Raw genomic sequence first — 23,615 nt, 5'->3', positions numbered from 1 at the left:
AGCTGTATATTAACAGGCGGGATAAACTTATACCCCGCCTAAATAGCGGGGTATAGTATGCAGTAGCCAATTGGTTATAACAAGTTAGACTAGCCTATTGGCTAAGCCAAAATGTTATATTTCTCTGGCAATTTGCAGCGCTTCATAAATAGCACGTTTAGCATCAATTGCGGTGGCAAGCTTAGCGCCCCCAATAACATGCACTTTGGCGTTGTCGCTTTGCTTTGCCAATACTTCATTATTAGAAACCTGACCAATACAGGCAATCACAGTATCTACAGCTAATACTTGCTTATCTCCTGCGACTGTAACGGTTAAACCATTTTTATCAAAACTATGATACTGACAATCAGCAATTTGTTTAACGCTATGTTGTTTAGCTACTTGGCGATGGATCCAGCCTGTTGTTTTACCCAAATCACTACCAAAGCGACCTGCACTGCGTTTTAACATATACAGTTGGCGATCATCTTTATGGGGTTTAGGTTCGCACTCAATACCCCACTGGCTTTTAAAGTCACTAATACTTTGCGACTTTTGCTCGCTTAAAAAAGCCACCATATCAAACCCGATTCCACCGGCGCCTAATATAGCAATTGACTTACCTAACTCTACTTCACCACGAATAACTTCATCGTAGGCAAATACGCGTTTACCATCACTGCATTTAATACTTGCCTCACGCGGCCTTACCCCTGTGGCAAATACAATGTCATCATAGTGTGCAAGCATGCTGTCGTTGTATGCTTTACCTAACTCAACCGTTACGTTTAAACGTTCAAGCTCATTAGTGTAATACGCTAAGGTATGATTAAAGTCTTCTTTCCCAGGTATTTGCATGGCTAAATTGAATTGCCCACCCATTTGCATTTTTTGATCAATCAGCGTTACCGTATGGCCTTTTTCTGCCAAATAACAACTTGATGATAAACCCGCAGGCCCTGCACCAACTACTAATACCTTTTTAGCTTTAGTCGTTTTTTCTAGTGGGTAGTCGAGTTCAAAAGCTGCTTGTGGGTTAACTAAACAAGTAGCACGCTTGCCTTTAAATACGTGATCCAGACACCCTTGGTTACACCCTATACAAATATTAATATGCTTTGATAACTGATTATTATATTTATTAAAAAACTCCGGATCAGCCAGTAATGGCCGCGCCATCGAAATTAAGTCGGCATCGCCTGCGTTTAGTATTTCGTTAGCTATTTCTGGGGTGTTAATACGGTTTACCGCGATAACGGGTACTTTAATTACATCTTTTAAGCGTTTTGATGCTTCTTTAAACGCCCCGGGCGGAACCATACTTGCAATTGTAGGAATGCGCGCTTCGTGCCACCCTATTCCTGTATTAAAGATATCAACACCCGCTTTTTCAAGTTCAAGCGCTTGAATAGTTACTTCTTCAGGGGTAGAACCATTAGGAATTAAATCCATTACCGACAGTCTAAAAATAATTAAAAACTGCTCCGATACCTTAGCCCTAACCGCTTTAACTATTTCAACGGCTAAACGCATTCTATTTTCTAAACTGCCACCAAACTCATCATTTCGTTTATTCGTATGCGGTGCCATAAACTCATTAATTAAATACCCTTCAGAGCCCATTACTTCTACGCCATCGTAGCCTGCTTTTTCAGCCATGTAGGCTGAATGTGCAAAGTCTTTAATAGTTTTTTTAATTGAGCTTAACGACATTGCCTTTGGCTTATAAGGACTTATAGGTGCTTTAATTGCGCTCGGAGCTTGATTAAAAGGGTGATACGCATAACGCCCGGCATGAAGTAGTTGCAAACATATTTTACCACCATGCTTGTGTACTGCATTGGTGTAAGCACGATGTTTAAAAACATCGTAATAGCTATTAAAGGATGACGAAATAGGCGTTAATTTACCGCGCAAATTTGGGCTATAGCCCCCGGTAATTAACATGGCAGTACCACCTTTAGCACGTGCTTCGTAAAAAGCACGTAGGCGTTTGCGGTTATGCCAACCTTCTTCAAGACCGGTGTGCATTGAGCCCATTACTAAGCGGTTACGTAATTGTGTGTGTTTTAATTGTAATTGTTGTTCTAACATCCTGTGCCCCATTAACTGGTCTAACCTGTATGCATTGATCAATTCTGCTTTAATACCGACCAATAAGCAATATCTGAACTTAGTATTTTAATAAACTGTTGCACATTAGGCTAACAATACCCATTTTTCGGCTATTACAAGCCTACTTTTTTAATTTCAAAAAGTGCAACTGAAGTTTATATTGATAAAAATGTGAATAGCAACAGTGGCATAATTAGCTTTATAAATACTTCGTTACGATTTAGCAGTTAAATTTATTTATATTCTGAGCTAAGATGCTTGTAATGTATTAGTTGTACCAAATTAAGGATCTATTTTGATTGCAAAAGTATTTAAAGGTATTTGGACTGGGATAAATTTTTCTCGTCGTTTAATACTCAACATTTTATTTTTATTACTGGTTATTGTTTTTATTGTGTCTCTTTCAAGTGACGGCGATAAAATAATTGTAGAAAATGGCTCAGTACTTAGACTAAACCTTAACGGCCCTATTGTTGAAGAAAAAACCTATATAGATCCTATTGAAGCAGCAATTAGTGATGCTACTTCAAACGCTGAATCACCGGGTGAAATTTTACTCGATGATATAGTTGAGGTTATTAACGAAGCCGCAAAAGACGACCGTATCAGCGTAATACTGTTAGATTTACAAGAAATGCCAAAAGCGCATTTAAATAAATTAAAACAAATTACCAAGGCACTTGAAGCATTTAAACAAACGGGTAAAAAGGTTATTGCCTCTGGTTATTACTACACTCAAGCTCAATACTACATTGCAGCACATGCAGATGAAGTCGCTATGCACCCTTATGGCAGTGTAGCAATTGAAGGCTTTGGTATGTACCCACTGTACTTTAAAGAAGCACTTGAAAAGTTAAAAGTAACGCAGCATATATTCCGTGTTGGTACGTTTAAATCGGCAGTTGAGCCGTTTATTCGCAATGACATGTCGGATGCAGCTAAAGAAGCTAATCGCGTATGGTTAACTGCACTTTGGAATGAATACAAACAAGATGTTGCTGCAGTACGTCCTTTTGATGAATCAAATTTTGACGAAACCATGGATGTATTTTTAGCAAAAATGACAGCTGCAAATGGCGACGCGGGTCAATATGCGCTAGATAATCAATGGGTCGACACATTAAAAACCAATCAACAAGTTCGCCAACAGTTAATTGATTTAGTTGGCGCTGATGAAAAAGGCAAAACTTTTAAACAAGTTTCATTTCGTCAATATTTAAGCCTAGTTAAGCCCCCTGTTGTATTTGATAACCCAATGACAGAAAAAGTCGCGGTAGTTGTTGCTAGAGGTACAATTGTAGATGGTGAGCGCAAAGCCGGCGAAATTGGCGGCGACTCTACAGCTGCACTACTGCGTAATGCACGTTTAGATGACAAAGTTAAAGCCGTAGTACTGCGCATTGATTCGGGTGGCGGCAGTATGTTTGCCTCTGAAGTTATTCGCGCTGAGGTGTTAGCACTTAAAGCAGCAGGTAAACCTGTTATTGCTTCAATGAGCTCTGTTGCAGCTTCTGGCGGTTATTGGATTGCTTCAGCAGCGAATGAAATTTGGGCTGCGCCAAGCACAATTACCGGCTCTATTGGCGTATTTGGCACCTTTATGACCTTTGAAAACACCTTATCTAACCTTGGTGTTTACTCGGATGGCGTGGCAACAACCGACATGGCTGGGTTTTCTATTACTCGCCCGCTTGATGACAAAATGGCGCAAGTAATTCAAATGAGTGTTGAGGAGGCCTACGGACGCTTTTTAGATGTGGTTGCAGATGCACGTAACATGACACCTGAGCAAGTTGATAATATTGCGCAAGGCCGTGTATGGATCGCAGCAAAAGCACAAGAGCTAGGCTTAATCGATAAACTAGGTGATAAGCAAGACGCAATTAAAGCGGCAGCAGCACTTGCTAAACTAAATCATTACGATGTTAAAACGATCAAACAAAGCTTGAGCCCGCAACAAAAAATGATTCAAGATATTTTAGGTAATGCGTCGGTTAAATCTATGCTTGGCAGTAACAACGCAACAACCTCGGTTCTTGCAACGCAAGCTAACTTACAAAGTTTGGTTAAGCGTTTAAGTAGTGAAATAGATAACCTTAAAGATTATAACGATCCACAAGGTGTTTATGCGCGCTGTTTAGCTTGCTCTGTCGCACAATAAAAGTGCATCTGCCTTTATAAGCAGTTGTATTTAAAGTTATACTAAGCCCAGTTATTTTACTGGGCTTTTTTTATGAAACGTAAACGCATTTACATCGCTTACACTGGCGGTACAATTGGGATGAAAAAATCGAGTCGCGGCTATATTCCTGCAGAAGGGTTCTTAACTCAGACTGTGGTCAATAATGCAGAATTTAACCGTGAAGAAATGCCACTTTTTGATATTCACGAGTATTGCCCTTTAATTGATTCCTCTGATATGACGCCTGCTCACTGGCAGTTAATAGCAGATGATATAAAAAACAAATATCAAGACTATGATGGCTTTGTTGTCCTCCACGGCACCGACACTATGGCGTATACCGCCGCCGCCTTATCTTTTATGTTTGAAAACTTAACTAAGCCTGTAATCGTTACCGGCTCACAAATTCCCTTGTCGCAATTGCGCTCAGACGGGCAAGTGAATTTACTCAATGCTATGTACTTAGCAGCAAACTACCCTATTGCTGAAGTAAGCTTATTTTTTAATAATCAGTTGTTTCGTGGTAATCGAGCCACTAAAGCCCATGCCGATGGATTTGATGCATTTGCCTCACCAAACCTTGAACCTTTAGCGCTTTCAGGTATTAATATTCAACTTATAAAAGGCCAATTAAGCCCCTATGTTGAAAACGATTTACAAGTAACCCCCATTACAACGCAGCCTATTGGTGTGCTGCATTTATATCCGGGTATTAGTACCGAGGTTGTGAAAAGCTTAGTAAACGGTAGCATTAAAGCATTGGTATTATTAAGTTTTGGCGTGGGCAACGCACCACAAGATCCTGAATTTTTAACTATTTTAGAGCAAGCCAGCAAGCGCGGCGTTATTATTATAAATTTAACCCAATGCATAAAAGGTCATGTAAATATGGGCGGCTATGCAACGGGTAACGCGCTCCTTAATATAGGTGTGATCAGTGGTTACGATATGACATTAGAGGCTTGCTTAACTAAGCTGCATTACTTATTAAGTCAAAACCTTGAAGTAGAGACAATTCGTCACTTAATGCAAGACAATTTACGCGGTGAGTTAACCCGTTAATTTAGCGGACTTAAAATTAAAAAAGCACGCTAAATTTAGCGTGCTTTTTTTGTCGTTTTAATAATTAACCTGAACTCTGGTTAAGAAATTTACTAACGTATTGAATCATAGTTATATTTTATTTTCTCTAGCCAGAGGTTTTCAGTGAAAACAAGACGAATTTACGCGTCAATAGCTGGCCTATTGCAAGTAAGTTCAACGCAGTTAGCGCTGAAAATAGCTGCTTGAGATAAGTTTATTATCCGCAGATCAGGTTGATTAACGTACTTTCGCGTCAATCTCAACTAGGTCTGTTAAATGACACACTTCACCTGTATGGGTTTTAACCCCATGCTCACCAAAGTAATCACGCTGGGCTTGTACTAAATGCCCATTACTTGGAGTGGTTAATGTAGCAAAGTAAGTTTGCGATGAGCTAAGCACCGGAAACGCTAAGCCTGTCATCATTGCTTGGCCTGTTATTTTACGCAGTGCAAATACTTCTTTATCAAGGGTGTCAATAAATTCAACGCCTTGTGCAACACTATCTAAATAATCAGCACGAATAATACAACCCGCACGCCATGTTTGCAGTGTTTTAGACAAATCTACTTTCCACTGATGCGTACGCGACGCGCCTTTAATTAAAGCCAAACCTTGGCGATAAGCAAGTAAACTCGCTAAGGTAAATGCATCTTTAAGCTCAACTAAGTCAATTTCAACTTTAGTGGTTGCTCTATCGGCGTAAGTCATCTCTTGTGCAGCAGTTGTGTCATAAACATTCGTTAAATGACGTGCTTGCACTGCAGCTACTAAAGACGGTACTGCAATACCAAGCTCTAATGCATTTTGCGCAGTCCATAAACCTGTGCCTTTAGCACCCACTTTATTATCAATTAAGTCCACAAGTGGTACATTATTTTGATTTTCAAGTGACAATATGTGGCTAGAAATAGACAATAAGTAGCTGTTTAAATGCTCTTGCGACCATTCGTCAAAAATTTCTGCTACTTCTTTAGGTGAACGCCCAGTGCCATGACGCAGCAATTGATACACTTCAGCAATAAGTTGCATTAGCGCATATTCAATGCCGTTATGAACCATTTTTACAAAGTGACCACTGGCTGATTGGCCCACACGAGCGAAACACGATTCACCCTTATAACTTGCAGCAACCTTTGTAAACCATGGCTCGACACGCTCCCAACCACCTTCAGATCCGCTTGCCATCATTGCAGGACCATGACGAGCACCTTCTGCGCCGCCTGAAATCCCCATAGTGGCAAACTCAAATTTATTTTGGTATTTAAGCTTGCGGTTAATACCGTCTTTATAATTACTGTTACCACAGTCAACTATAATATCGCTGCACTGTACGCCTGCTTCTATTAGTTCACTGCATACAGCATCAACCAACTCGCCCGCAGGAACAAGCAACAAAATAGAACGCGGTGCTTCTAAACGTCTAACCATGTCTCCTAAATCAGAAACAATGTGCAGCTTATCAGCTAAACCTTCTGACTTAGCGCAGCTCAATAACTCTTCACCCGCATGGGGGTTTTTGTCATAAGCGACCAGCGTTATGCCCTTTTCAATTAAGTTTAGGGCAAGGTTTTTCCCCATAACGCCTAACCCTACTAATGCAACTTGCATTTAGTGCCCTCCTCGGTAACAACTAATTGGTTAGTTAATTTAAATAAATACTTTGGCACGTGTATTATATCATGAGCAAAAAAATATACTTTTATCACAATGTAATTATATCAAACAACAGCGGACTCAGGGGGAGAAATAGTCGCTAGATTAAAAATTTATAGATCATTGACGCCCCCTGACACCGGTGTCATAATGATCGCACATTCATTTTGTATATAATAGTGGCAATACAATAAAAATTGCTCATAACTAAAACTTTACCTGCTAATGGTAACTGCTTTATAAAACAAAATAACCGTCAATCTGCTTAAAATTAAGCATACAGGAGAATTAAATGCTAAGACGCACAAAAATAGTCGCGACACTAGGGCCTGCTACTGATAGAGATAACAACTTAGAAAAAATTATTTGCGCAGGTGCAAATGTCGTACGTTTAAACTTCTCGCACGGTGTGGCACAAGATCACAAAGACCGCGCCCAAGCGGTACGCGAAATTGCTAAACGCTTAGGTAAACATATTGCTATTCTTGCTGACTTACAAGGCCCTAAAATTCGTGTTTCTACCTTTAAAGAAGGTAAAGTAACCCTTGCTGTTGGTGCCAAATTTACCCTTGATGCAAAAATGGAGTTAGGCGAAGGCGATATTAACGCTGTTGGTATAGATTACAAAGAACTACCTAACGATGTAAGCGCTAATGATTTACTGCTGTTAAACGATGGCCTTATTCAGCTACGCGTTAACGAAGTTGTTGGCCACTTAGTACATTGTACTGTAACTGTTGGCGGTGTTTTATCTAACAATAAAGGGATTAACCGTTTAGGCGGCGGCTTAACTGCGCCGGCATTTACAGAAAAAGACAAAGAAGACCTACTTACAGCTGCAGAAATTGACGTTGACTATATAGCCGTTTCATTCCCACGCAGTGGCGATGATATGCGTTACGTACGCTCACTGGCTGAAGCCGCAGGTTCAAAAGCGCAGTTATTGGCAAAAATTGAACGTGCAGAAGCCGTTGAAACACAAGAAGCCGTTGATGATATTATTCTTGCGTCTGATGCGGTCATGGTTGCCCGCGGTGATTTAGGTGTTGAAATTGGTGATGCCGCGCTAATGGGCAAGCAAAAACTCATTATTCGCCGTGCGCGCTCATTAAACCGTACCGTTATTACTGCGACGCAAATGATGGAGTCGATGATCGACAATCCAATGCCAACACGTGCTGAAGTAATGGATGTTGCCAACGCAGTGCTTGATGGTACTGATGCCGTAATGCTTTCGGCTGAAACAGCCGCGGGGGATTATCCTGAAGAAACAGTTGCAACTATGGCGCGAGTTTGTTTAGGTGCTGAGTCGCAAAAAGAAACGCATGTTTCTAAACATCGTTTAGACAGTCGTTTTTCAAGTAATGCAGAATCTATCGCCCTTTCGGCTATGTATGCAGCAAACCACTTAGATTCAGTAAGAGCAATTGTTACCTTAACTGAATCAGGTAGTACGGCTAAATTAATGTCGCGTATTAGCTCAGGTTTACCTATTTACTCGTTATCTCGCCATGCCAGTACACTAGGACAAACTGCGCTATACCGTGGTGTTTATCCAGTATTTTTTGATTCTACTAAAACTGAAAAAGACGGCATGGTTAAAGCGGCACTTGCAACACTTGTTGAACAAGGTGCTTTAGAGTCTGGCGATACAGTTATTATTACTCACGGTGACTCTATGGAAACTGTGGGCGCAACTAACACCATGAAAATTGTTACTGTAAGCTAATATTTAATACAGTAACTTAAATACAAAAAAGCGAGCTTAGCTCGCTTTTTTGTATCTACTCTACAATCACTAACTGAAATATTAACTCGCTAATGCTGCTTTTACTTTATCGCGGTAGCTACGGCTTACTTTAAGCTCTTGACCGTTTTCAAGTACTAATAAATATTCACCACTTACTTGAGTGACCAATTTACTGATTTGTTTAGTATTTACAATTGCACTGCGATGCACGCGTACAAACAACTGCGGATCAAGCTCTTGTTCAAGCTCTTTCATGGTTTTACGTAATATATGCGTTTGCCCATCTTGGCAATGTAGGCACATATAATCACCCGCAGCATCAACCCATTGAATAGTAACAACTGGCACACGAATTATTTCGCCCTGCTCTTTTACGGCAAGCGACTCTGGGTAACGTCTATCCGTTAATGTGTCGCCTGTGGCTAATTTTTTAAGTATTTCTTCGCAATTATTACCTGTGATCCCAGCGACAAAGCTTGCTAGTTTTTTCTTATGGGCGTTGTCTTGCTGCGTTTTTAAATAAGTATGCACTTTTTCCACCGCCTGCTTAAGTCTGTTGTCATCAACGGGTTTTAAAATGTAATCTAAAGCATGTATTTCAAATGCTTTAACTGCAAACTGATCAAAAGCAGTAACAAAAACAATAGCTGGTAATACTCGTGTACTTTCGCTTAACGCGCGTGCAACTTCAAAACCGTTCATACCAGGCATTTGAATATCTAAAAAAATGAGATCTATTTTTTGATTTTTACATATTTCAATCGCATCGGCACCGGAACTACATTGTTTGATCACTTCAATGTCAGCAAACTCTTCAAGCCTTACAGCTAAGCCTCTACGTGCTAATGGCTCATCATCAACTATAAGTGTTTTTATTTTTATCATTACTTTACTGCCTTCTCAAACGGTACTCGCAGATTAACTTTTAACCCACTTGGCGTATTATGCGATAATACAAACGAATAATTATTTTCGTAGAGCGTTTTTAATCTATCCTTGGTATTTGCAACGCCTACACCTTGAGCATTTACCAACTGACCATTAATTAGTTCTGTTCCTGGTCCATTATCACCTACTTCAAGTAATAATTCATTAGCAAACACTTGCGCCTTAATATCTATTACACCGCCCTCTACTAAGTGTGCAATTGCATACTTAATCGCATTTTCTATAATAGGTTGTAAAATCAAGCTCGGCACTAATGCCTGCTTTGCTTGCTCACTAATTTCTATATTTACTTTTAAGCGTTCATCAAACCGCACTCGCTCTATTTCTAAATAAAGCATTAAGGCATGTAACTCTTGCTCTAGCGGCACTTTTTTAATTGGATCTGTATTAAGTGTATAACGTAAAAAGTCGCTTAATTTTGACACCATTAAATTAGCATCTTTGTTCTCTTTTACCAAAATTAATGTAGAAATAGCATTGAGGGTATTAAATAAAAAGTGCGGATTTAACTGATACCTAAGCATTTTTAATTGAGCTTCGTGCGCCATGGTAGTGGCTTTTAGTGCTTTTTGACGCTCACTTTGTAATAGCTGGTAATACTTAACGCCAAAGTATAAACCACTCCAACATAAAATTATGTATACCGAATCTAAGCCTTGCTGTAGGTAGTAAAACCATTCTTCTGGCCGATAGCCATGGCGGTATATTTCCCATAAATTAAATTTTTGTACCACAGCCCATAAAGTGCCCGTAATATAGGACGCGCTAAATACAACCAGCATTAATACCCAAGGTGAAGCATGCCAAATTTTTCGGTAAATATAGCGCAGCGGCACTGTCATTAAACAGCCTGCGTAGGCATTTAATAAAATAACAAATACGTAAATATCGCGCATTTCAAATACTTTAGAGCCGATATAATTTACCAAGGCGTAACCAATCCAGCCTGCTACTTGCAAGAGCCAAAAAAAACGCTGTCTGTTATCAATCAAAGATTGCCAATTCAAAATAAATTATTACCCTGTGTATTTGTCACTATTATATCGAGTTATGTAAACGCTTAGCACTACCAACCATCTTGCTTTTTAAGAGCCTTGCCGCAAACAGGTATTGATCGCATCTATTGTTACGCATAAAAAAGCGAAAGGAATAAACCTTTCGCTTTTAACGTATTTATTTACTAAATTATTGCTTAATTTAAATTAAGCAAGCTTATCAGATACCACTTTATAGGTTGGGTCTTCAATTACATTAACTTGAACTAAATCGCGTGCTTTATGCAGCAGTTGCGTACAGTCTTTACTTAAGTGTCGTAGGTGTAATTTTTTGCCTGCTTTTTTATATTTATCAGCTAAGCTGTCAATTGCCTCAATGGCACTGTGATCGGCCACACGACTATATTTAAATTCAATAATAATATCGTTAGGGTCGTTCTTTACATCAAATAATTCAACAAAGTTTTTAACCGAACCAAAAAACAGAGGTCCATGTAATTCATATACTTTAGCACCTTGTTCATCAATATAGTTGGTTGTGTATATATGCTTTGCATGCTGCCAAGCAAATACCAATGCCGATACAATCACACCCACACACACTGCAATGGCTAAGTCGGTAATAACGGTAACACCCGACACTAATACAATTACAAATGCATCAGACAGTGGTACACGCTTCATCATTTTAAAGCTTGCCCATTCAAAAGTACCCAACACCACCATAAACATCACACCAACCAAAGCAGCCAGTGGGATCATTTCAATTAAACCTGAGGCAAAAATAATAAACGCAAGTAATATTAGCGCAGCACTAATGCCCGATAAACGCGAACGCCCACCTGAGTTAATATTGATCATTGACTGACCTATCATGGCACAACCGCCCATAGCACCAAACATGCCACAGGTAATATTTGCAGCGCCTTGGCCTATACATTCTTTGTTACTATGCCCACGCGTTTCTGTTATTTCGTCAATTAGGCTCAGCGTTAATAAAGACTCAATTAAACCAATTGCCGCTAAAATAAGTGCATAAGGAAAAATAATAATAAAAGTATCTAGGGTAAATGGCACCATAGGAATATGAAATTCAGGTAAACCGCCAGCAATCGTTACCGCTTCATCGCCGGTCATCCCTTTTAGGAAATCAAGTACAGTGTGCGCTTCTAAATCAAAGCCAATAACCAAGGCTGTAACTGTTACAATAGCAACTAACGACGATGGGATTGCTGTAGTTAATTTAGGTAAAAAATGAATAATAGCCATGGTTAGTGCCACTAACCCCAACATAATATACAGAGGATTCCCTGTCATCCATTGCTGACCGCCCATGCCATCGGGAACTTTAAACTGCCCCAACTGAGCTAAGAATATAACGATGGCTAAGCCGTTCACAAAGCCAAGCATTACCGGATGCGGCACCATACGAATAAACTTTCCGAGCTTAAAAACTCCAGCCAGTATTTGCAGTATGCCCATTAGCAGCACAGTGGCAAATAAATATTCAACCCCATGATCAAATACTAAACTTACCATAACAACAGCTAAGGCACCGGTTGCGCCAGAAATCATGCCAGGGCGACCACCGAAAATAGCCGTAATTAAACCAACGATAAACGCGGCATAGAGTCCAACTAAAGGTTCTACATTTGCAACAAAGGCAAACGCAACAGCTTCTGGGACCAAGGCTAATGCCACGGTTAATCCAGATAGGATATCGTTTTTAGCAGAGCTTGGCGCTTTGCTGAGTAAGTTAAACATTGAGTTCCTCAAGTGTTTTCATAGACGGGTAACAAAAAAAGCGCTGAATTCTATCAAATTAGCGCCCAGTTAACAATTGTCAGTAGGGCATTAACGCTAAGTAATAAGTGCTTAGCGTTAATAGATATTTGGTTACAGAGGTAGAGCGGTACTGCGTTTAACGCAAGTCATGGTCACATTAGAATGTACTTCTTGAACGTACTCTAAGCTAAGCAAGTTATCACGTACAAAGTGCTCATAGCCCTCAATACCTTGTGAAATAATACGCAGCATAAAGTCCATGGTGCCTGCCATAGTGTAACATTCAGTTACTTGATCGTAACTCAATATTAGTTTTTCAAATTCAGCAAGATTCTTTTTACCATGGTTCGATAAACGCACGTGAGCATAAACCAGCATATCAAAGCCCAGCTTTTTCTCATCTAAAAGTGCAACTTTACTTTTTATGTAACCATCTTGCTCTAGCTTAGCAATACGGCGCCAACAAGGAGATTGCGACAAACCTACTTTATCTGCTATTTCAGCGGTTGATAAACTAGCATCTTGCTGCAAAAGTGCCAAAATTTGGCGATCTACGTGATTTAGAGACATTTTATTTCTTATTTATCAGATAAACTGGCTAAATTATACATGTGTTTTAAAAAACAGTCTGCTTGTTTTTGGCAAAAAATTTATTTACTCAGCATTAACCAAACTGCCCACTTATAAAAGGATTGTTTTGTTTTTCGTAGCCTACGTTCGTATCGCTGCCATGCCCTGCAAGTATGCGGGTATTATCGGGGAGCGTCATTATTTGCGTTTTAATTGAGGTAATTAACTGCTGAGCATCTCCTTTTGGGAAATCCGTGCGCCCTACTGAGCCTTTAAATATTACATCACCCACAATAACACACTGCTGTTGTGGCTGATAAAACACCACATGACCAGGAGTATGCCCAGGGCAATGCCTTACGATAAAGCTCAACTCCCCAACGCGTATTATATCGTCGTGTGCTAGCCACTCATCTGGATAAAAAGCAGTAACCGCTGCAAAACCAAACATTTGTGCTTGCATTGGTAAATTTTCAAACCAAAAGTGCTCATCTTTATGTGGGCCAATTATTTTTACGCTATAGGTATTACGCAAGGCATCAGCCGCACCAACATGATCTAAATGGCCATGCGTTAACCAAATTGCTGTTAACGTTAAATCGTGCTGTTTTAATGCCGCCACAATTTTGTTGTAATCGCCACCTGGGTCTACTACCACAGCTTGTTTGCTTTGCGAGCATGCAATAATGCGACAGTTTTGTGCAAAAGCAGTAACGGGTATTGTAATTATATGCATCTTAAATTTCTTTATCTTTTTGCTCAGCAAGTACAATGTCTTCTTCAAAAGACATTAATATTGGATATTTTAAATAAGCTTGATCGTAAAATGGGCTCTGCTCATATAACCAATTTAAGCGCGCATCGGCATCTTTGGCAAATACCTTATCGTCATTAATCTTTTTATCGAACGCGAGCGCTAATTTAGGATTATTTTTGAGCATTTGGCGGGCATAAGGAATTAATGCATAGTTTTCCATGTACTCAGTACGCTGAAAAATAGTATTAAATTCGCCCCACGCAAAAAATGAGTCAGGCGCTTCGGGGTGTAATAAATGCACCGCCAACTCGCCTGCTATTTGCTGCGTGTTCACTTGATACCAGCCATTTAAATCAACATTAATTGCAGCAACATAATCAAAGTTTGCCGAGACTCTAAATCGCCCTTCAAAGGGGGCTTTATCAAAAGTGTAATCTTTTACTTTCGCTACTTTTAATGGTTGAGTATTTACCCCCTCAAGCTGAGTAAACTCCACACCATGCAATTTAAGTTTTGCTACAAGGTCGCTATACACTGGCGGAATAAAGAATGCTTTAGGTACTTCAACTGTATGCAGCACCTCTTTTTGCCAATAAATAGGAAGATTAGTGTAGTCTTGCTTATTACCTAAATATTTAACTTCTACTTGCCCAGAAAGTGCATTTTGTTCTCGCGCGTAACTTATGCCTTTAAATTCTATTTCGTTTGCTTGCTCAGCATAGCCGCGCTTAACACTAAGTTGCTTAGGAATAAATGCTTGCTCTTTTTTTACCGCAGCTAATAATTCATTACTATGCTCAGCAAGCGCACTTATTGCGCCATCTAAAAACACATACGTCCCCAAAACTCGTTGTTTATAGGGTTTTAATGAATGGTTTTCAACGAGAATGGTCGGTAATGACTTTAAGTCTCCCCAGCCGTTAGAGTATCTTGGCGTAGCCACCCAACCCGCTAGGCCACTTTTAAACTCGCGCTTGTCCATAACAAATACCAGTGGTCCTGGTATATGTCCTTGCGATACCAGCTTTTCATCTATTAAAGGTTTAAAAAGTTGATTGAGTGTATCTGATACCGCCGGCGACTCGCTAGCAAACACCGGATTGTAGCCATAGGTTACATCGTATTGATAATCTGCACCGTCGGTTACATGTACATCAATATACAAATTAGGGTTGTAGTCGTTAATTACTTTTAAAACACTTTTAATTTCTGGTGTATCGAGTTTAGTAAAATCACGATTTAAATTTAGATTATTGCCATTGGTTCTAAAGCCCATTTTTACCGGACCGCGCTGATTAATACGGTTAAATGCGCTACTGCGCTCGTGGCCATCTACGTTTAAAATAGGAATAAATAAAATATTAACGTTTTTTAATATATCGCGGCGCTTACCTGTTGCTATATCTCTGAGCAACATAAACATGGCATCTTTACCGTCAATTTCTCCGCCATGAATACCGGCTTGAACAAAAATGGTTGGTTTAGTATCGTTTGCTATTTGACTGGCTTGAAAATACCCTTGCTCGCTGGCAATCAACATTTTTATAGCCCGTTGGCTATTGCTGTAACCAATTGTTTGAGCTTTAAATTGCGTTGGGTTCGCAGCAACCAGTCTGTCTACAAAAGCCATCGTCTCGGCATAACTTGGTGATGCTTCACCAGAGGATAGTTCAAAGTCAGTGGTCAGCGGACCTGCTTTTTGCATTAGGGATATGCTTTGCCCTTGCCATGGCAACAAAGGAGGTAAATGGCTGTCATACGCCACACTAGCTGATAAAACCAATAAACTTGCAAACATAAAATTCTCTAACAAACGCCTTAATTAAATAAATTATATCAATTAAACATTTTTATATGATGAAAGTGCGGTGATTCAACAAAAAAAAGCAGCCAATAACATTTAGCACTTTGTTTGTGTTTAGCGAATTATTAAGGGGAACAATAAATTTACTAAAATTCAATATACTATGCAGTTTATACTAATGATAAAAGCAAACTGCGGAATAATTACTATACGCCGAACACAAAAAAAGGAGCCATAGGCTCCTTTTTAATACTTATATAAAAAAGCTTAAGCGGCCGCTAGGCCTTCTTTTGCTTTTTCAACAAGCGCTGCGAATGCAACTTGGTCATAAACAGCGATATCTGCAAGGATCTTACGATCGATTTCTACAGATGTCTTTTTAAGACCACTGATAAAACGGCTGTAAGACAGACCATTTTGACGTGAAGCAGCATTGATACGTGCAATCCATAATTGACGGAAAGTACGTTTCTTCGCACGACGGTCACGGTAAGCGTATTGACCCGCTTTAGTAACAGCCTGGAAAGCTACACGGTAAACACGTGAACGTGCTCCGTAATAACCTTTTGCTTGTTTTAAAACTTTTTTGTGACGTGCACGTGCGACAACGCCGCGTTTAACTCTTGCCATTTCTAAAAACCCCTATTAAGCGAACGGTAACATACGTGAAACTAGACCATGGTCATTTTTATGAACCATCATCTTAGGACGTAGGTGTAACTTACGCTTAGAAGTTTTCTTAGTCAGAATATGACGAAGATGCGCTTGTTTACGCTTGAAACCGCCAGAAGCAGTCTTTTTGAAACGCTTAGCTGCGCCTCTGTGACTTTTTAGCTTATAAGCCATTGCAATAACTCCAAATTGTATTGCATTTAAATTAGTAAGCAGGCGTGAGATATATTGCTATAGCTCCACTTTCAGGCCTAACTTACTGCCATGTTCCGGTGAAAACCCAGCATAAATGCTGCAGTCTTACTTTAAAACCGGTTAACTCAGGTGAATATTTACATATTACTTGCAGACCTGAGCTATTTTCGGTGCGTATTATCGCTTAAAAATTATTTTTTAGCAACAGGCGCCATCATCATAACCATTTGGCGACCTTCAACGCGATTAGGGAAAGACTCAACAACTGCAAGCTCCTCCAAATCGCCTTTGATACGGTTTAATAATTCTATACCAATTTCTTGGTGAGCCATTTCACGACCACGGAAGCGAATCGTAATTTTAGCTTTATCGCCAGCTTCTAAGAACTTACGTAAGTTGCGCAGCTTAACCTGATAATCACCTTCATCCGTACCAGGACGGAATTTGATTTCTTTTATCTGGATTTGCTTTTGCTTCTTCTTCTGCTCTTTTAGTTCTTTGCTTTTTTCAAAGATGAACTTACCGTAGTCCATGATTCTACAAACAGGCGGCTCAGCGTTCGGGCTAATCTCTACAAGATCAACACCCGCTGCATCAGCCATAGTTTGCGCGTCTTTTAATGACTGAATTCCAGCTTGCTCGCCGTCAATGTCAATTAAGCGAACTTCTTGAGCTGTAATTTCTTCGTTAATACGATTTTTTTGGGCTGTTTGTTGCCCTTTCTTGCCGCCTCTAATAGTACGTTCCTCCAAGAATATCAATAATAGTAAGCGTGTAATTGGCTGTTTGTAAATGCCTTACACGCTCGATTTTTTATTGTCGACTTTTTATCTCTTCGCTAATTTTAGCTACAAAGTCATCAACATTAAATTTGCCAAGGTCTTCACCTGTGCGGGTACGTACTGCTACTTCTTGTTGTTCAACTTCTTTATCGCCAACAACAAGTAAGTAAGGAATACGCTTAAGTGTATGCTCTCGGATTTTAAAGCCAATCTTCTCATTTCTCAAGTCAGCAGTGGCTCTAATTCCAAGTTTATTTAATTTTTGTACAACTTCTTTAACATAATCGGCTTGTTTATCGGTAATATTCATAATTACCACTTGCTTTGGCGCAAGCCACGTAGGGAATAAACCAGCGTATTCTTCAGTTAAAATACCAATAAAGCGTTCAATAGAACCTAAAATGGCACGATGTATCATAACTGGGGTGCGGCGTTCGTTATTTTCAGCAACATAAGTTGCGCCTAAACGACCCGGTAATGCAAAGTCTAGTTGCACTGTACCACATTGCCACGCTCTGTCTAAACAATCGTACAAAGTAAATTCAATTTTAGGGCCGTAAAATGCGCCTTCACCTGGTAGGTAATCAAATTCAATCTCGTTTAGTTTAAGTGCTTCGGCTAATGCCAGCTCTGCTTTATCCCACATATGGTCTTCACCAATACGTTGCTCTGGACGTGTTGAGAGCTTAACCACGATTTTTTCAAAACCGAATGTCTCATATGTATCATAAACCATCTTAATACACGCTGAAACTTCGTCCATTATCTGCTCTTCGGTACAGAAAATGTGCGCATCATCTTGGGTAAAGCCACGTACGCGCATTAAGCCATGTAATGCACCCGATGGCTCGTTACGATGACAACAACCAAACTCAGCCATACGTAGTGGTAAATCGCGGTACGATTTTAAACCTTGATTAAATATTTGTACGTGACCTGGGCAGTTCATTGGTTTAATCGCGTATTCACGCTTTTCAGACACTGTGGTAAACATAGCATCTGCATATTTTTCCCAGTGACCTGATTTTTCCCATAACGAACGGTCCATCATCATTGGACCTTTTACTTCTTCGTAATCATATTCACGTAGCTTTTCACGCACAAAATCTTCAAGCTCACGGTAAATGCTCCAACCATCGTTGTGCCAAAATACCATACCTGGCGCTTCTTCTTGCCAATGCCATAAATCAAGTGCTTTACCAATACGGCGGTGATCACGCTTTTCAGCTTCTTCAAGGCGTTTTAAATACGCTTTTAGTTGCTTTTTATCGCCCCACGCTGTGCCGTAAATGCGTTGTAGCATTTTGTTTTCTGAATCACCACGCCAATATGCACCCGCTACTTTCATTATTTTGAAGTTTTGGCAAAATTTCATGTTAGGTACGTGAGGGCCACGACACATGTCTACATATTCTTCGTGATGATATAACCCTGGACGGTCATCTTTAGCGATGTTTTCATCCAAAATTTCTATTTTGTATGTTTCACCACGCGCTGCAAATACATCGCGTGCTTCTTGCCAGCTTACGGTTTTTTTAACTACATCGTAGTTTGTTTTAGCAAGTTGCAACATACGCTTTTCAATCGCGTCAAGATCATCTTGAGATAACGACTGTTCCATATCAATATCGTAATAAAAGCCGTTATCAATAGTAGGACCAATTGCCATTTTTGCATCTGGGAAAAGCTGTTTAACCGCATGCCCAATTAAGTGTGCACACGAGTGACGAATAATTTCTAAGCCGTCGTCGTCTTTTGCGGTGATGATTTCAAGGCGCGAATCTTCACTTATTAGATCACATGCATCAACACGCTCGCCATTAACACGGCCAGCAATGGTCGCTTTAGCGAGCCCTGGACCAATATCGTTGGCAACATCTAGCGTACTTACTGGGTTTTCAAAACTACGTTGACTTCCGTCAGGGAGAGTAATAACTGGCATTATAAATCCTTACTACAGTGGTGACACCTACAATGTATCACGTGTATTTTTTAAATTAATTAAATGAGAATGACTCGACAACGCTCTTACGAATAAGCATTGACTATTTCTCGCCAAATTTGGCTAATGTAGATGCTGAGTCTGCTCAACTACAAAAAAGATATTGTCGCGTGCAACGCTACTAATTACAAGTTTAAAGCGGCTAAAACACCTGCTATTTTGTTATAAAGGCTAAATTAATAATGTTTCGGCGCAGATTTTATTGCATCAATATAATAAATCTAATCGCCGTTAAATTTACAACTGACTTAAGTGCTTACTCTCGCAATTTAATGGATGTTGCGTATAATACTGGGTAATTAAGTTATATTAGAGAATAGTAATGAGAACATGTGGTGTAGATATTACCGGTAGTGATGTACTACTTTGTATTTTAAGTAAAGATAATGACGTATTTGATATTCGCGACGTGCGCCAAACACGCTTTACCTTAGGTAACGGTAACGACACAGAAGTAATGCGCAAGTTTCAGTTTGATTTTGCCAAGCTAATGCAAGATTACCAAATTGATTCTGTTGCAATACGTCAACGTGCTCCAAAAGGTAAATTTGCTGGTAGTGCTAATGGTTTTAAAATGGAAACCGCGATTCAGCTAATCGAAAACCTTGATGTAAAATTATTTACAACAACCGAAATTAAAGAGCAAGTTAAACGCAACCCTATCCCTATTGATTTTGAGGATACCGGTCTTAAAAAGTATCAAGAAAATGCTTTTGTAAACGCTTACGTTTATATTATGAAAAAAACTTACCGCAGCGACGAAATGTAACCTCATTTAGTAATTGCTAAAAGCGCGTACTTACAGTGTAAGGCGCGTTTTTTTTTGCTTTATTTTTACTTATTTCATTTTCAGCAACAAACCTAAGACATTAGTCTACCCCTCTTCCCTTTGTCGACAATATATGTTTATTTATCATTCAGCTATTCATATCTATTGATACGGAGAATGACATGAATGTAACAACAAAAGCGGTTAAAGAAATAGAAAAAATAAACCCTATGCCGCTATTGCAGAGTTATTTTAAAGGAATACAAAGCACCCCATTAACCAAGCAAACCATAGGTGACTACTTCGACAGCATTGTCGACAATGCCCCCGACGCATTAGCCGTGGTTGTGCACCATCAAAATATACGCTTGAGCTATAAAGAGTTTCAACATCAAGTAAACCAATTAGCAATGGGCTTACTAGCACTGGGTATTAAGCCTGGAGAAAGAGTAGGTATTTGGTCGCCAAATAACATTCAATGGTGTTTAACTCAGTTCGCCACCGCTAAAATTGGCGCAATTATGGTATGTGTAAACCCAGCTTATCGCCCCAGCGAATTGCAGTACGCTTTAAACAGCGTTGAGTGCACTACCTTAATTACCGCTTCAGAATTTAAAGGCAGTAACTATCTGCAAATGCTACAAAGTTTAGCGCCAGAGCTAGCAGAGTGCGAAAAAGGGCAGCTTAATGCCGCTGCTCTTCCCACGCTTAAAAACGTCATTAGAATTGGTGATGAAGCAAGCCCTGGTATGTTTTCATTCGCTGAAGTAACCGCACTTGCAACTCAAGAGCATAAACAGCAGTTAGATTCAGTAGCCGCTACCCTTAATTGCAATCAAGATATCAATATTCAATTTACGTCTGGCACCACTGGCAACCCCAAAGGGGCAACGCTTACTCACAAAAACATTTTAAATAATGCATTATTTGTTGGTGAAGCCATGCACATTACCAATAAAGATAAAATATGCATACCTGTGCCACTTTATCATTGCTTTGGTATGGTACTTGGCAGTTTAGTGTCTATGAGCAAAGGCGCTACAGCCGTTTATCCTGGGGATGCATTTGATCCGAAAACAACTCTCGAAGTAGTACAAAATGAGGGCTGTACAGCACTGCATGGTGTACCGACCATGTTTATTAGTGAGCTTGAATTAAGTAACTTTAATGATTACGACTTAAGTACATTACGCACTGGTGTAATGGCCGGCTCTACCTGCCCCGAGCAAGTAATGCGCAAAGTACAAACTTTAATGAATATGCACGAAGTAGTTATTGCATATGGCCAAACTGAATGCAGCCCTATTAATAATATTACTGAAACCGACTCATCTATTGAGCGCCAAGTAACGACAGTAGGCCGTGCATTAGCGCATACCGAAGTTAAAATAATTGATGAGCTAGGTAACATTCAACCCGTGGGGCTATCGGGTGAGGTATGCAGTCGGGGTGCAGGAATTATGCGTTGCTACTGGAACGATGAAGAAAAAACCAAAGCGACCATAGATCAAGATGGTTGGCTGCATTCTGGCGACTTAGGGGTAATGGATAGCGAAGGCTTTGTTAGTATTGTTGGCCGCATTAAAGACATGATAATTCGCGGCGGTGAAAATATTTATCCCCGCGAAATAGAAGAAGTGCTTTATACCTACCCAGGTGTTCAAGATGCCGCTATATTTGGTATTAGCGACGAAAAATACGGTGAAGAAGTATGCGCCTGGATCCAACCCAAAGAAGATGCACAACTAGACGAAGCACAAATACGGTTGTTTTTAAAAGACAAACTAGCTTATTTTAAAGTGCCGCGCCATATTCGTTTTGTTGAAAATTACCCTATGACGGTAACCGGTAAACTGCAAAAGTTTAAAATGCGAGAACAAATGCAAGAAGAGTTAGCAGAAAAAGCGTTTTCATAATTATCAGTTTTAAAAAAGCACAGCCTGTTTTGGGCTGTGCTTTTATTATACCAAACGTGCACTAACTAACCTGAGCTCCGGATAATAAACTTATCTCAAGCAGCTGTTTTCAGCGCTAACTGCGTTGAATTTACTTGCAATAGGCCAGCTATTGACGCGTAAATTCGCCTTGTTTTCACTGAAAACCTCTGGCTAGAGAAAATAAAATTAAATATAACGATGATTCAATATGTTAGTAAATCTCTTAACCAGAGTTCAGGTTAACTATAAATTAAGCATACGCTTTTTTAGCCTTTCTAAGTCAATCGCATTGGAGCGTACGGTGAGCTTAATATGGCTATATTCATATTCTTCTTTAATGACACTCATGCTCGAGCGAATTTCACCCACTATACCTTTGGCGGTATAAGGAATAATAACCTCTTCTTCAATCATGTCGCTTTGTGCTGTATCAACAATGTATTTATGTAATTTAGCTATATCAGCTGGGTTACGTGTTGATGTCATCATGGCATCAGGAAATTCAGCCATTAATGCTTGTTGTTGCTCATCGCTAAGTTGATCTGACTTGTTAAGTACTAATAACTTTTTACTACCTTGTACGCCCACTTCTGCCAATACATTATGCACTACATCTAGTTGTGAGCGAAAAGACGCATCCGAGGCATCAACTACATATAACAATAACGACGCATCATGTGCCTCGGCTAAAGTTGAATGAAATGAAGCAACTAAGTCATGCGGTAATTTTTTAATAAAACCAACTGTATCAGATACCAATATGCGTGGTTGCGTTATTGGATACAAAGCACGAACTGTGGTATCCAGCGTAGCAAAAAGTTTGTTTTCGCCCTCTACATCACTGCCCGTAATTGCGCGCATCATCGACGATTTACCCGCATTGGTATAACCAATCAAAGCAACCGAAAATAGCTCTGAGCGCTGTTCTCGTCTGTCCATCATTACATCTTGAACATTTACCAGTTCACGCTTTAACTCGGCTAATTGGTCGCGTACTTTACGACGGTTAAGTTCAAGCGTTGTCTCACCTGCACCCTTACCCATTTGGCGTTCTTTATCGCCGGTAGTTGTTTCACGCAGACGCGGCGCTACATAGTTAAGGCGAGCAATTTCAACTTGTAATTTTGCTGTTTTAGTGCGCGCATGGCGGCTAAATATTTCAATAATTATGCCGGTGCGGTCAAATACTTCCACACCTAACTGGTTCTCAACATTACGTAGTTGAGAAGGCGTTAAATCGCAGTCAAAAACGACAACATCGGCACAAGCAAAATCTAAACCGTCTGATGGAATTTCTGATGGCATGTCGGATAATGGATCGTCATCAAGAAAATTTTCATCCTCATCTGCAGCAGAACCTTTATTTCCAGTAAGGCGCGCTATTTCAGCCAGTTTGCCTGAGCCAAGTACATTTACTTTTTGGGTAGAACTTTGCTTTTGTGATTGTGTGCCAACTACTTTAAAGCCAAGAGTGGTAACTAGGCGTGCCAACTCTGCAAGCGACTCAGTTGCTTCATCGCCTTTAAAGTGAGGTGTACTAATAGAGATAAGTAATGCGTTAGGAAGTGATGCTTTTGCAGTTAGTTGCATAGTTTTTTATGTTAATGCACCGCGAAGTGCAAACCTATTTT

The 23,615-nt window shown here is 39.8% G+C and carries 18 protein-coding genes; 5 read left to right on the top strand and 13 right to left on the bottom strand.

Annotated elements, in window-relative coordinates; translation table 11 throughout:
- Nucleotides 1-114: 114 nt before the first annotated feature.
- On the bottom strand, nt 115-2,076 hold the full coding sequence (locus RB215_RS07105) for an FAD-dependent oxidoreductase (RefSeq protein ID WP_309217101.1): 1,962 nt from the start codon (nt 2,074-2,076) through the stop codon (nt 115-117).
- A 316-nt stretch (nt 2,077-2,392) separates the two neighbouring features.
- Here RB215_RS07105 and sppA point away from each other — a divergent pair, with 316 nt between their 5' ends.
- Nucleotides 2,393-4,258 (top strand): signal peptide peptidase SppA, encoded by a 1,866-nt coding sequence (gene sppA, locus RB215_RS07100; RefSeq protein ID WP_309217100.1) that lies wholly within the window; start codon nt 2,393-2,395, stop codon nt 4,256-4,258.
- A 72-nt stretch (nt 4,259-4,330) separates the two neighbouring features.
- The gene (ansA, locus tag RB215_RS07095; protein ID WP_011328088.1) at nt 4,331-5,341 is read left to right on the top strand and encodes an asparaginase; all 1,011 of its coding nucleotides are present in this window, start codon (nt 4,331-4,333) and stop codon (nt 5,339-5,341) included.
- 258 nt (nt 5,342-5,599) lie between these two features.
- Here the strand turns inward: ansA and gndA are convergent, their stop codons facing one another.
- Nucleotides 5,600-6,973, bottom strand: coding sequence for an NADP-dependent phosphogluconate dehydrogenase (gndA, locus tag RB215_RS07090; RefSeq protein WP_011328087.1), 1,374 nt, complete (start codon nt 6,971-6,973; stop codon nt 5,600-5,602).
- Nucleotides 6,974-7,310: 337 nt separating this feature from the next.
- On the opposite strand from gndA, the gene pyk reads away from it, so the two are divergent.
- Nucleotides 7,311-8,747, top strand: coding sequence for a pyruvate kinase (gene pyk / locus RB215_RS07085; protein ID WP_309217099.1), 1,437 nt, complete (start codon nt 7,311-7,313; stop codon nt 8,745-8,747).
- A gap of 81 nt (nt 8,748-8,828) precedes the next feature.
- Here the strand turns inward: pyk and RB215_RS07080 are convergent, their stop codons facing one another.
- The 10 genes from RB215_RS07080 to thrS form a co-directional block, all read right to left on the bottom strand.
- Nucleotides 8,829-9,653, bottom strand: a complete 825-nt coding sequence (locus tag RB215_RS07080; RefSeq protein WP_089368227.1) for a LytTR family DNA-binding domain-containing protein — start codon at nt 9,651-9,653, stop codon at nt 8,829-8,831.
- On the bottom strand, nt 9,653-10,723 hold the full coding sequence (locus RB215_RS07075; protein ID WP_011328084.1) for a sensor histidine kinase: 1,071 nt from the start codon (nt 10,721-10,723) through the stop codon (nt 9,653-9,655). The genes RB215_RS07080 and RB215_RS07075 overlap by 1 nt, the downstream gene beginning before the upstream one ends.
- Before the next feature lie 195 nt (nt 10,724-10,918).
- Complete coding sequence (locus tag RB215_RS07070) at nt 10,919-12,475, bottom strand: SulP family inorganic anion transporter (RefSeq protein WP_011328083.1); 1,557 nt, start codon at nt 12,473-12,475, stop codon at nt 10,919-10,921.
- Nucleotides 12,476-12,607: 132 nt separating this feature from the next.
- Nucleotides 12,608-13,066: an Lrp/AsnC family transcriptional regulator gene (locus tag RB215_RS07065; protein ID WP_011328082.1), complete on the bottom strand. Its 459-nt coding sequence runs from the start codon at nt 13,064-13,066 to the stop codon at nt 12,608-12,610.
- A 94-nt stretch (nt 13,067-13,160) separates the two neighbouring features.
- The gene (locus tag RB215_RS07060; RefSeq protein ID WP_011328081.1) at nt 13,161-13,802 is read right to left on the bottom strand and encodes an MBL fold metallo-hydrolase; all 642 of its coding nucleotides are present in this window, start codon (nt 13,800-13,802) and stop codon (nt 13,161-13,163) included.
- Between the two features lies 1 nt (nt 13,803).
- Nucleotides 13,804-15,621, bottom strand: coding sequence for a M14 family metallopeptidase (locus RB215_RS07055; protein WP_309217098.1), 1,818 nt, complete (start codon nt 15,619-15,621; stop codon nt 13,804-13,806).
- A gap of 273 nt (nt 15,622-15,894) precedes the next feature.
- A complete protein-coding gene (gene rplT, locus RB215_RS07050; protein WP_011328079.1) occupies nt 15,895-16,257 on the bottom strand; it encodes a 50S ribosomal protein L20 in 363 nt (120 codons plus the stop codon).
- A 15-nt stretch (nt 16,258-16,272) separates the two neighbouring features.
- Nucleotides 16,273-16,473, bottom strand: a complete 201-nt coding sequence (gene rpmI, locus RB215_RS07045; RefSeq protein ID WP_004587840.1) for a 50S ribosomal protein L35 — start codon at nt 16,471-16,473, stop codon at nt 16,273-16,275.
- A 212-nt stretch (nt 16,474-16,685) separates the two neighbouring features.
- On the bottom strand, nt 16,686-17,246 hold the full coding sequence (gene infC / locus RB215_RS07040) for a translation initiation factor IF-3 (protein WP_080516827.1): 561 nt from the start codon (nt 17,244-17,246) through the stop codon (nt 16,686-16,688).
- 61 nt (nt 17,247-17,307) lie between these two features.
- The gene (thrS, locus tag RB215_RS07035) at nt 17,308-19,218 is read right to left on the bottom strand and encodes a threonine--tRNA ligase (RefSeq protein ID WP_011328077.1); all 1,911 of its coding nucleotides are present in this window, start codon (nt 19,216-19,218) and stop codon (nt 17,308-17,310) included.
- Between the two features lie 382 nt (nt 19,219-19,600).
- Here thrS and RB215_RS07030 point away from each other — a divergent pair, with 382 nt between their 5' ends.
- A complete protein-coding gene (locus RB215_RS07030) occupies nt 19,601-20,047 on the top strand; it encodes a DUF3010 family protein (RefSeq protein ID WP_011328076.1) in 447 nt (148 codons plus the stop codon).
- 182 nt (nt 20,048-20,229) lie between these two features.
- Entirely contained in the window at nt 20,230-21,963 is a 1,734-nt protein-coding gene (locus RB215_RS07025) for an AMP-binding protein (protein WP_309217097.1), read from the top strand.
- 264 nt (nt 21,964-22,227) lie between these two features.
- Here RB215_RS07025 and hflX read toward each other — a convergent pair whose 3' ends face one another.
- Nucleotides 22,228-23,574, bottom strand: a complete 1,347-nt coding sequence (gene hflX / locus RB215_RS07020; RefSeq protein WP_309217096.1) for a GTPase HflX — start codon at nt 23,572-23,574, stop codon at nt 22,228-22,230.
- Between the last annotated feature and the right edge of the window lie 41 nt (nt 23,575-23,615).

The sequence above is a fragment of the Pseudoalteromonas sp. HL-AS2 genome (genome assembly GCF_031198805.1).
GTDB classification, from domain to species: domain Bacteria; phylum Pseudomonadota; class Gammaproteobacteria; order Enterobacterales; family Alteromonadaceae; genus Pseudoalteromonas; species Pseudoalteromonas nigrifaciens.
This window is presented reverse-complemented; position numbering and strand designations above follow the sequence as displayed.

Coding starts and splice junctions, on each gene's coding strand:
- RB215_RS07030 (WP_011328076.1), top strand. CDS start 19,601: ATGAGAACATGTGGTGTAGATATTACCGGTAGTGATGTACTACTTTGT.
- RB215_RS07080 (WP_089368227.1), bottom strand. CDS start 9,653: ATGATAAAAATAAAAACACTTATAGTTGATGATGAGCCATTAGCACGT.
- gndA (WP_011328087.1), bottom strand. CDS start 6,973: ATGCAAGTTGCATTAGTAGGGTTAGGCGTTATGGGGAAAAACCTTGCC.
- RB215_RS07065 (WP_011328082.1), bottom strand. CDS start 13,066: ATGTCTCTAAATCACGTAGATCGCCAAATTTTGGCACTTTTGCAGCAA.
- thrS (WP_011328077.1), bottom strand. CDS start 19,218: ATGCCAGTTATTACTCTCCCTGACGGAAGTCAACGTAGTTTTGAAAAC.
- pyk (WP_309217099.1), top strand. CDS start 7,311: ATGCTAAGACGCACAAAAATAGTCGCGACACTAGGGCCTGCTACTGAT.
- RB215_RS07060 (WP_011328081.1), bottom strand. CDS start 13,802: ATGCATATAATTACAATACCCGTTACTGCTTTTGCACAAAACTGTCGC.
- RB215_RS07070 (WP_011328083.1), bottom strand. CDS start 12,475: ATGTTTAACTTACTCAGCAAAGCGCCAAGCTCTGCTAAAAACGATATC.
- RB215_RS07025 (WP_309217097.1), top strand. CDS start 20,230: ATGAATGTAACAACAAAAGCGGTTAAAGAAATAGAAAAAATAAACCCT.
- ansA (WP_011328088.1), top strand. CDS start 4,331: ATGAAACGTAAACGCATTTACATCGCTTACACTGGCGGTACAATTGGG.
- RB215_RS07055 (WP_309217098.1), bottom strand. CDS start 15,621: ATGTTTGCAAGTTTATTGGTTTTATCAGCTAGTGTGGCGTATGACAGC.
- rpmI (WP_004587840.1), bottom strand. CDS start 16,473: ATGGCTTATAAGCTAAAAAGTCACAGAGGCGCAGCTAAGCGTTTCAAA.
- hflX (WP_309217096.1), bottom strand. CDS start 23,574: ATGCAACTAACTGCAAAAGCATCACTTCCTAACGCATTACTTATCTCT.
- RB215_RS07105 (WP_309217101.1), bottom strand. CDS start 2,076: ATGTTAGAACAACAATTACAATTAAAACACACACAATTACGTAACCGC.
- rplT (WP_011328079.1), bottom strand. CDS start 16,257: ATGGCAAGAGTTAAACGCGGCGTTGTCGCACGTGCACGTCACAAAAAA.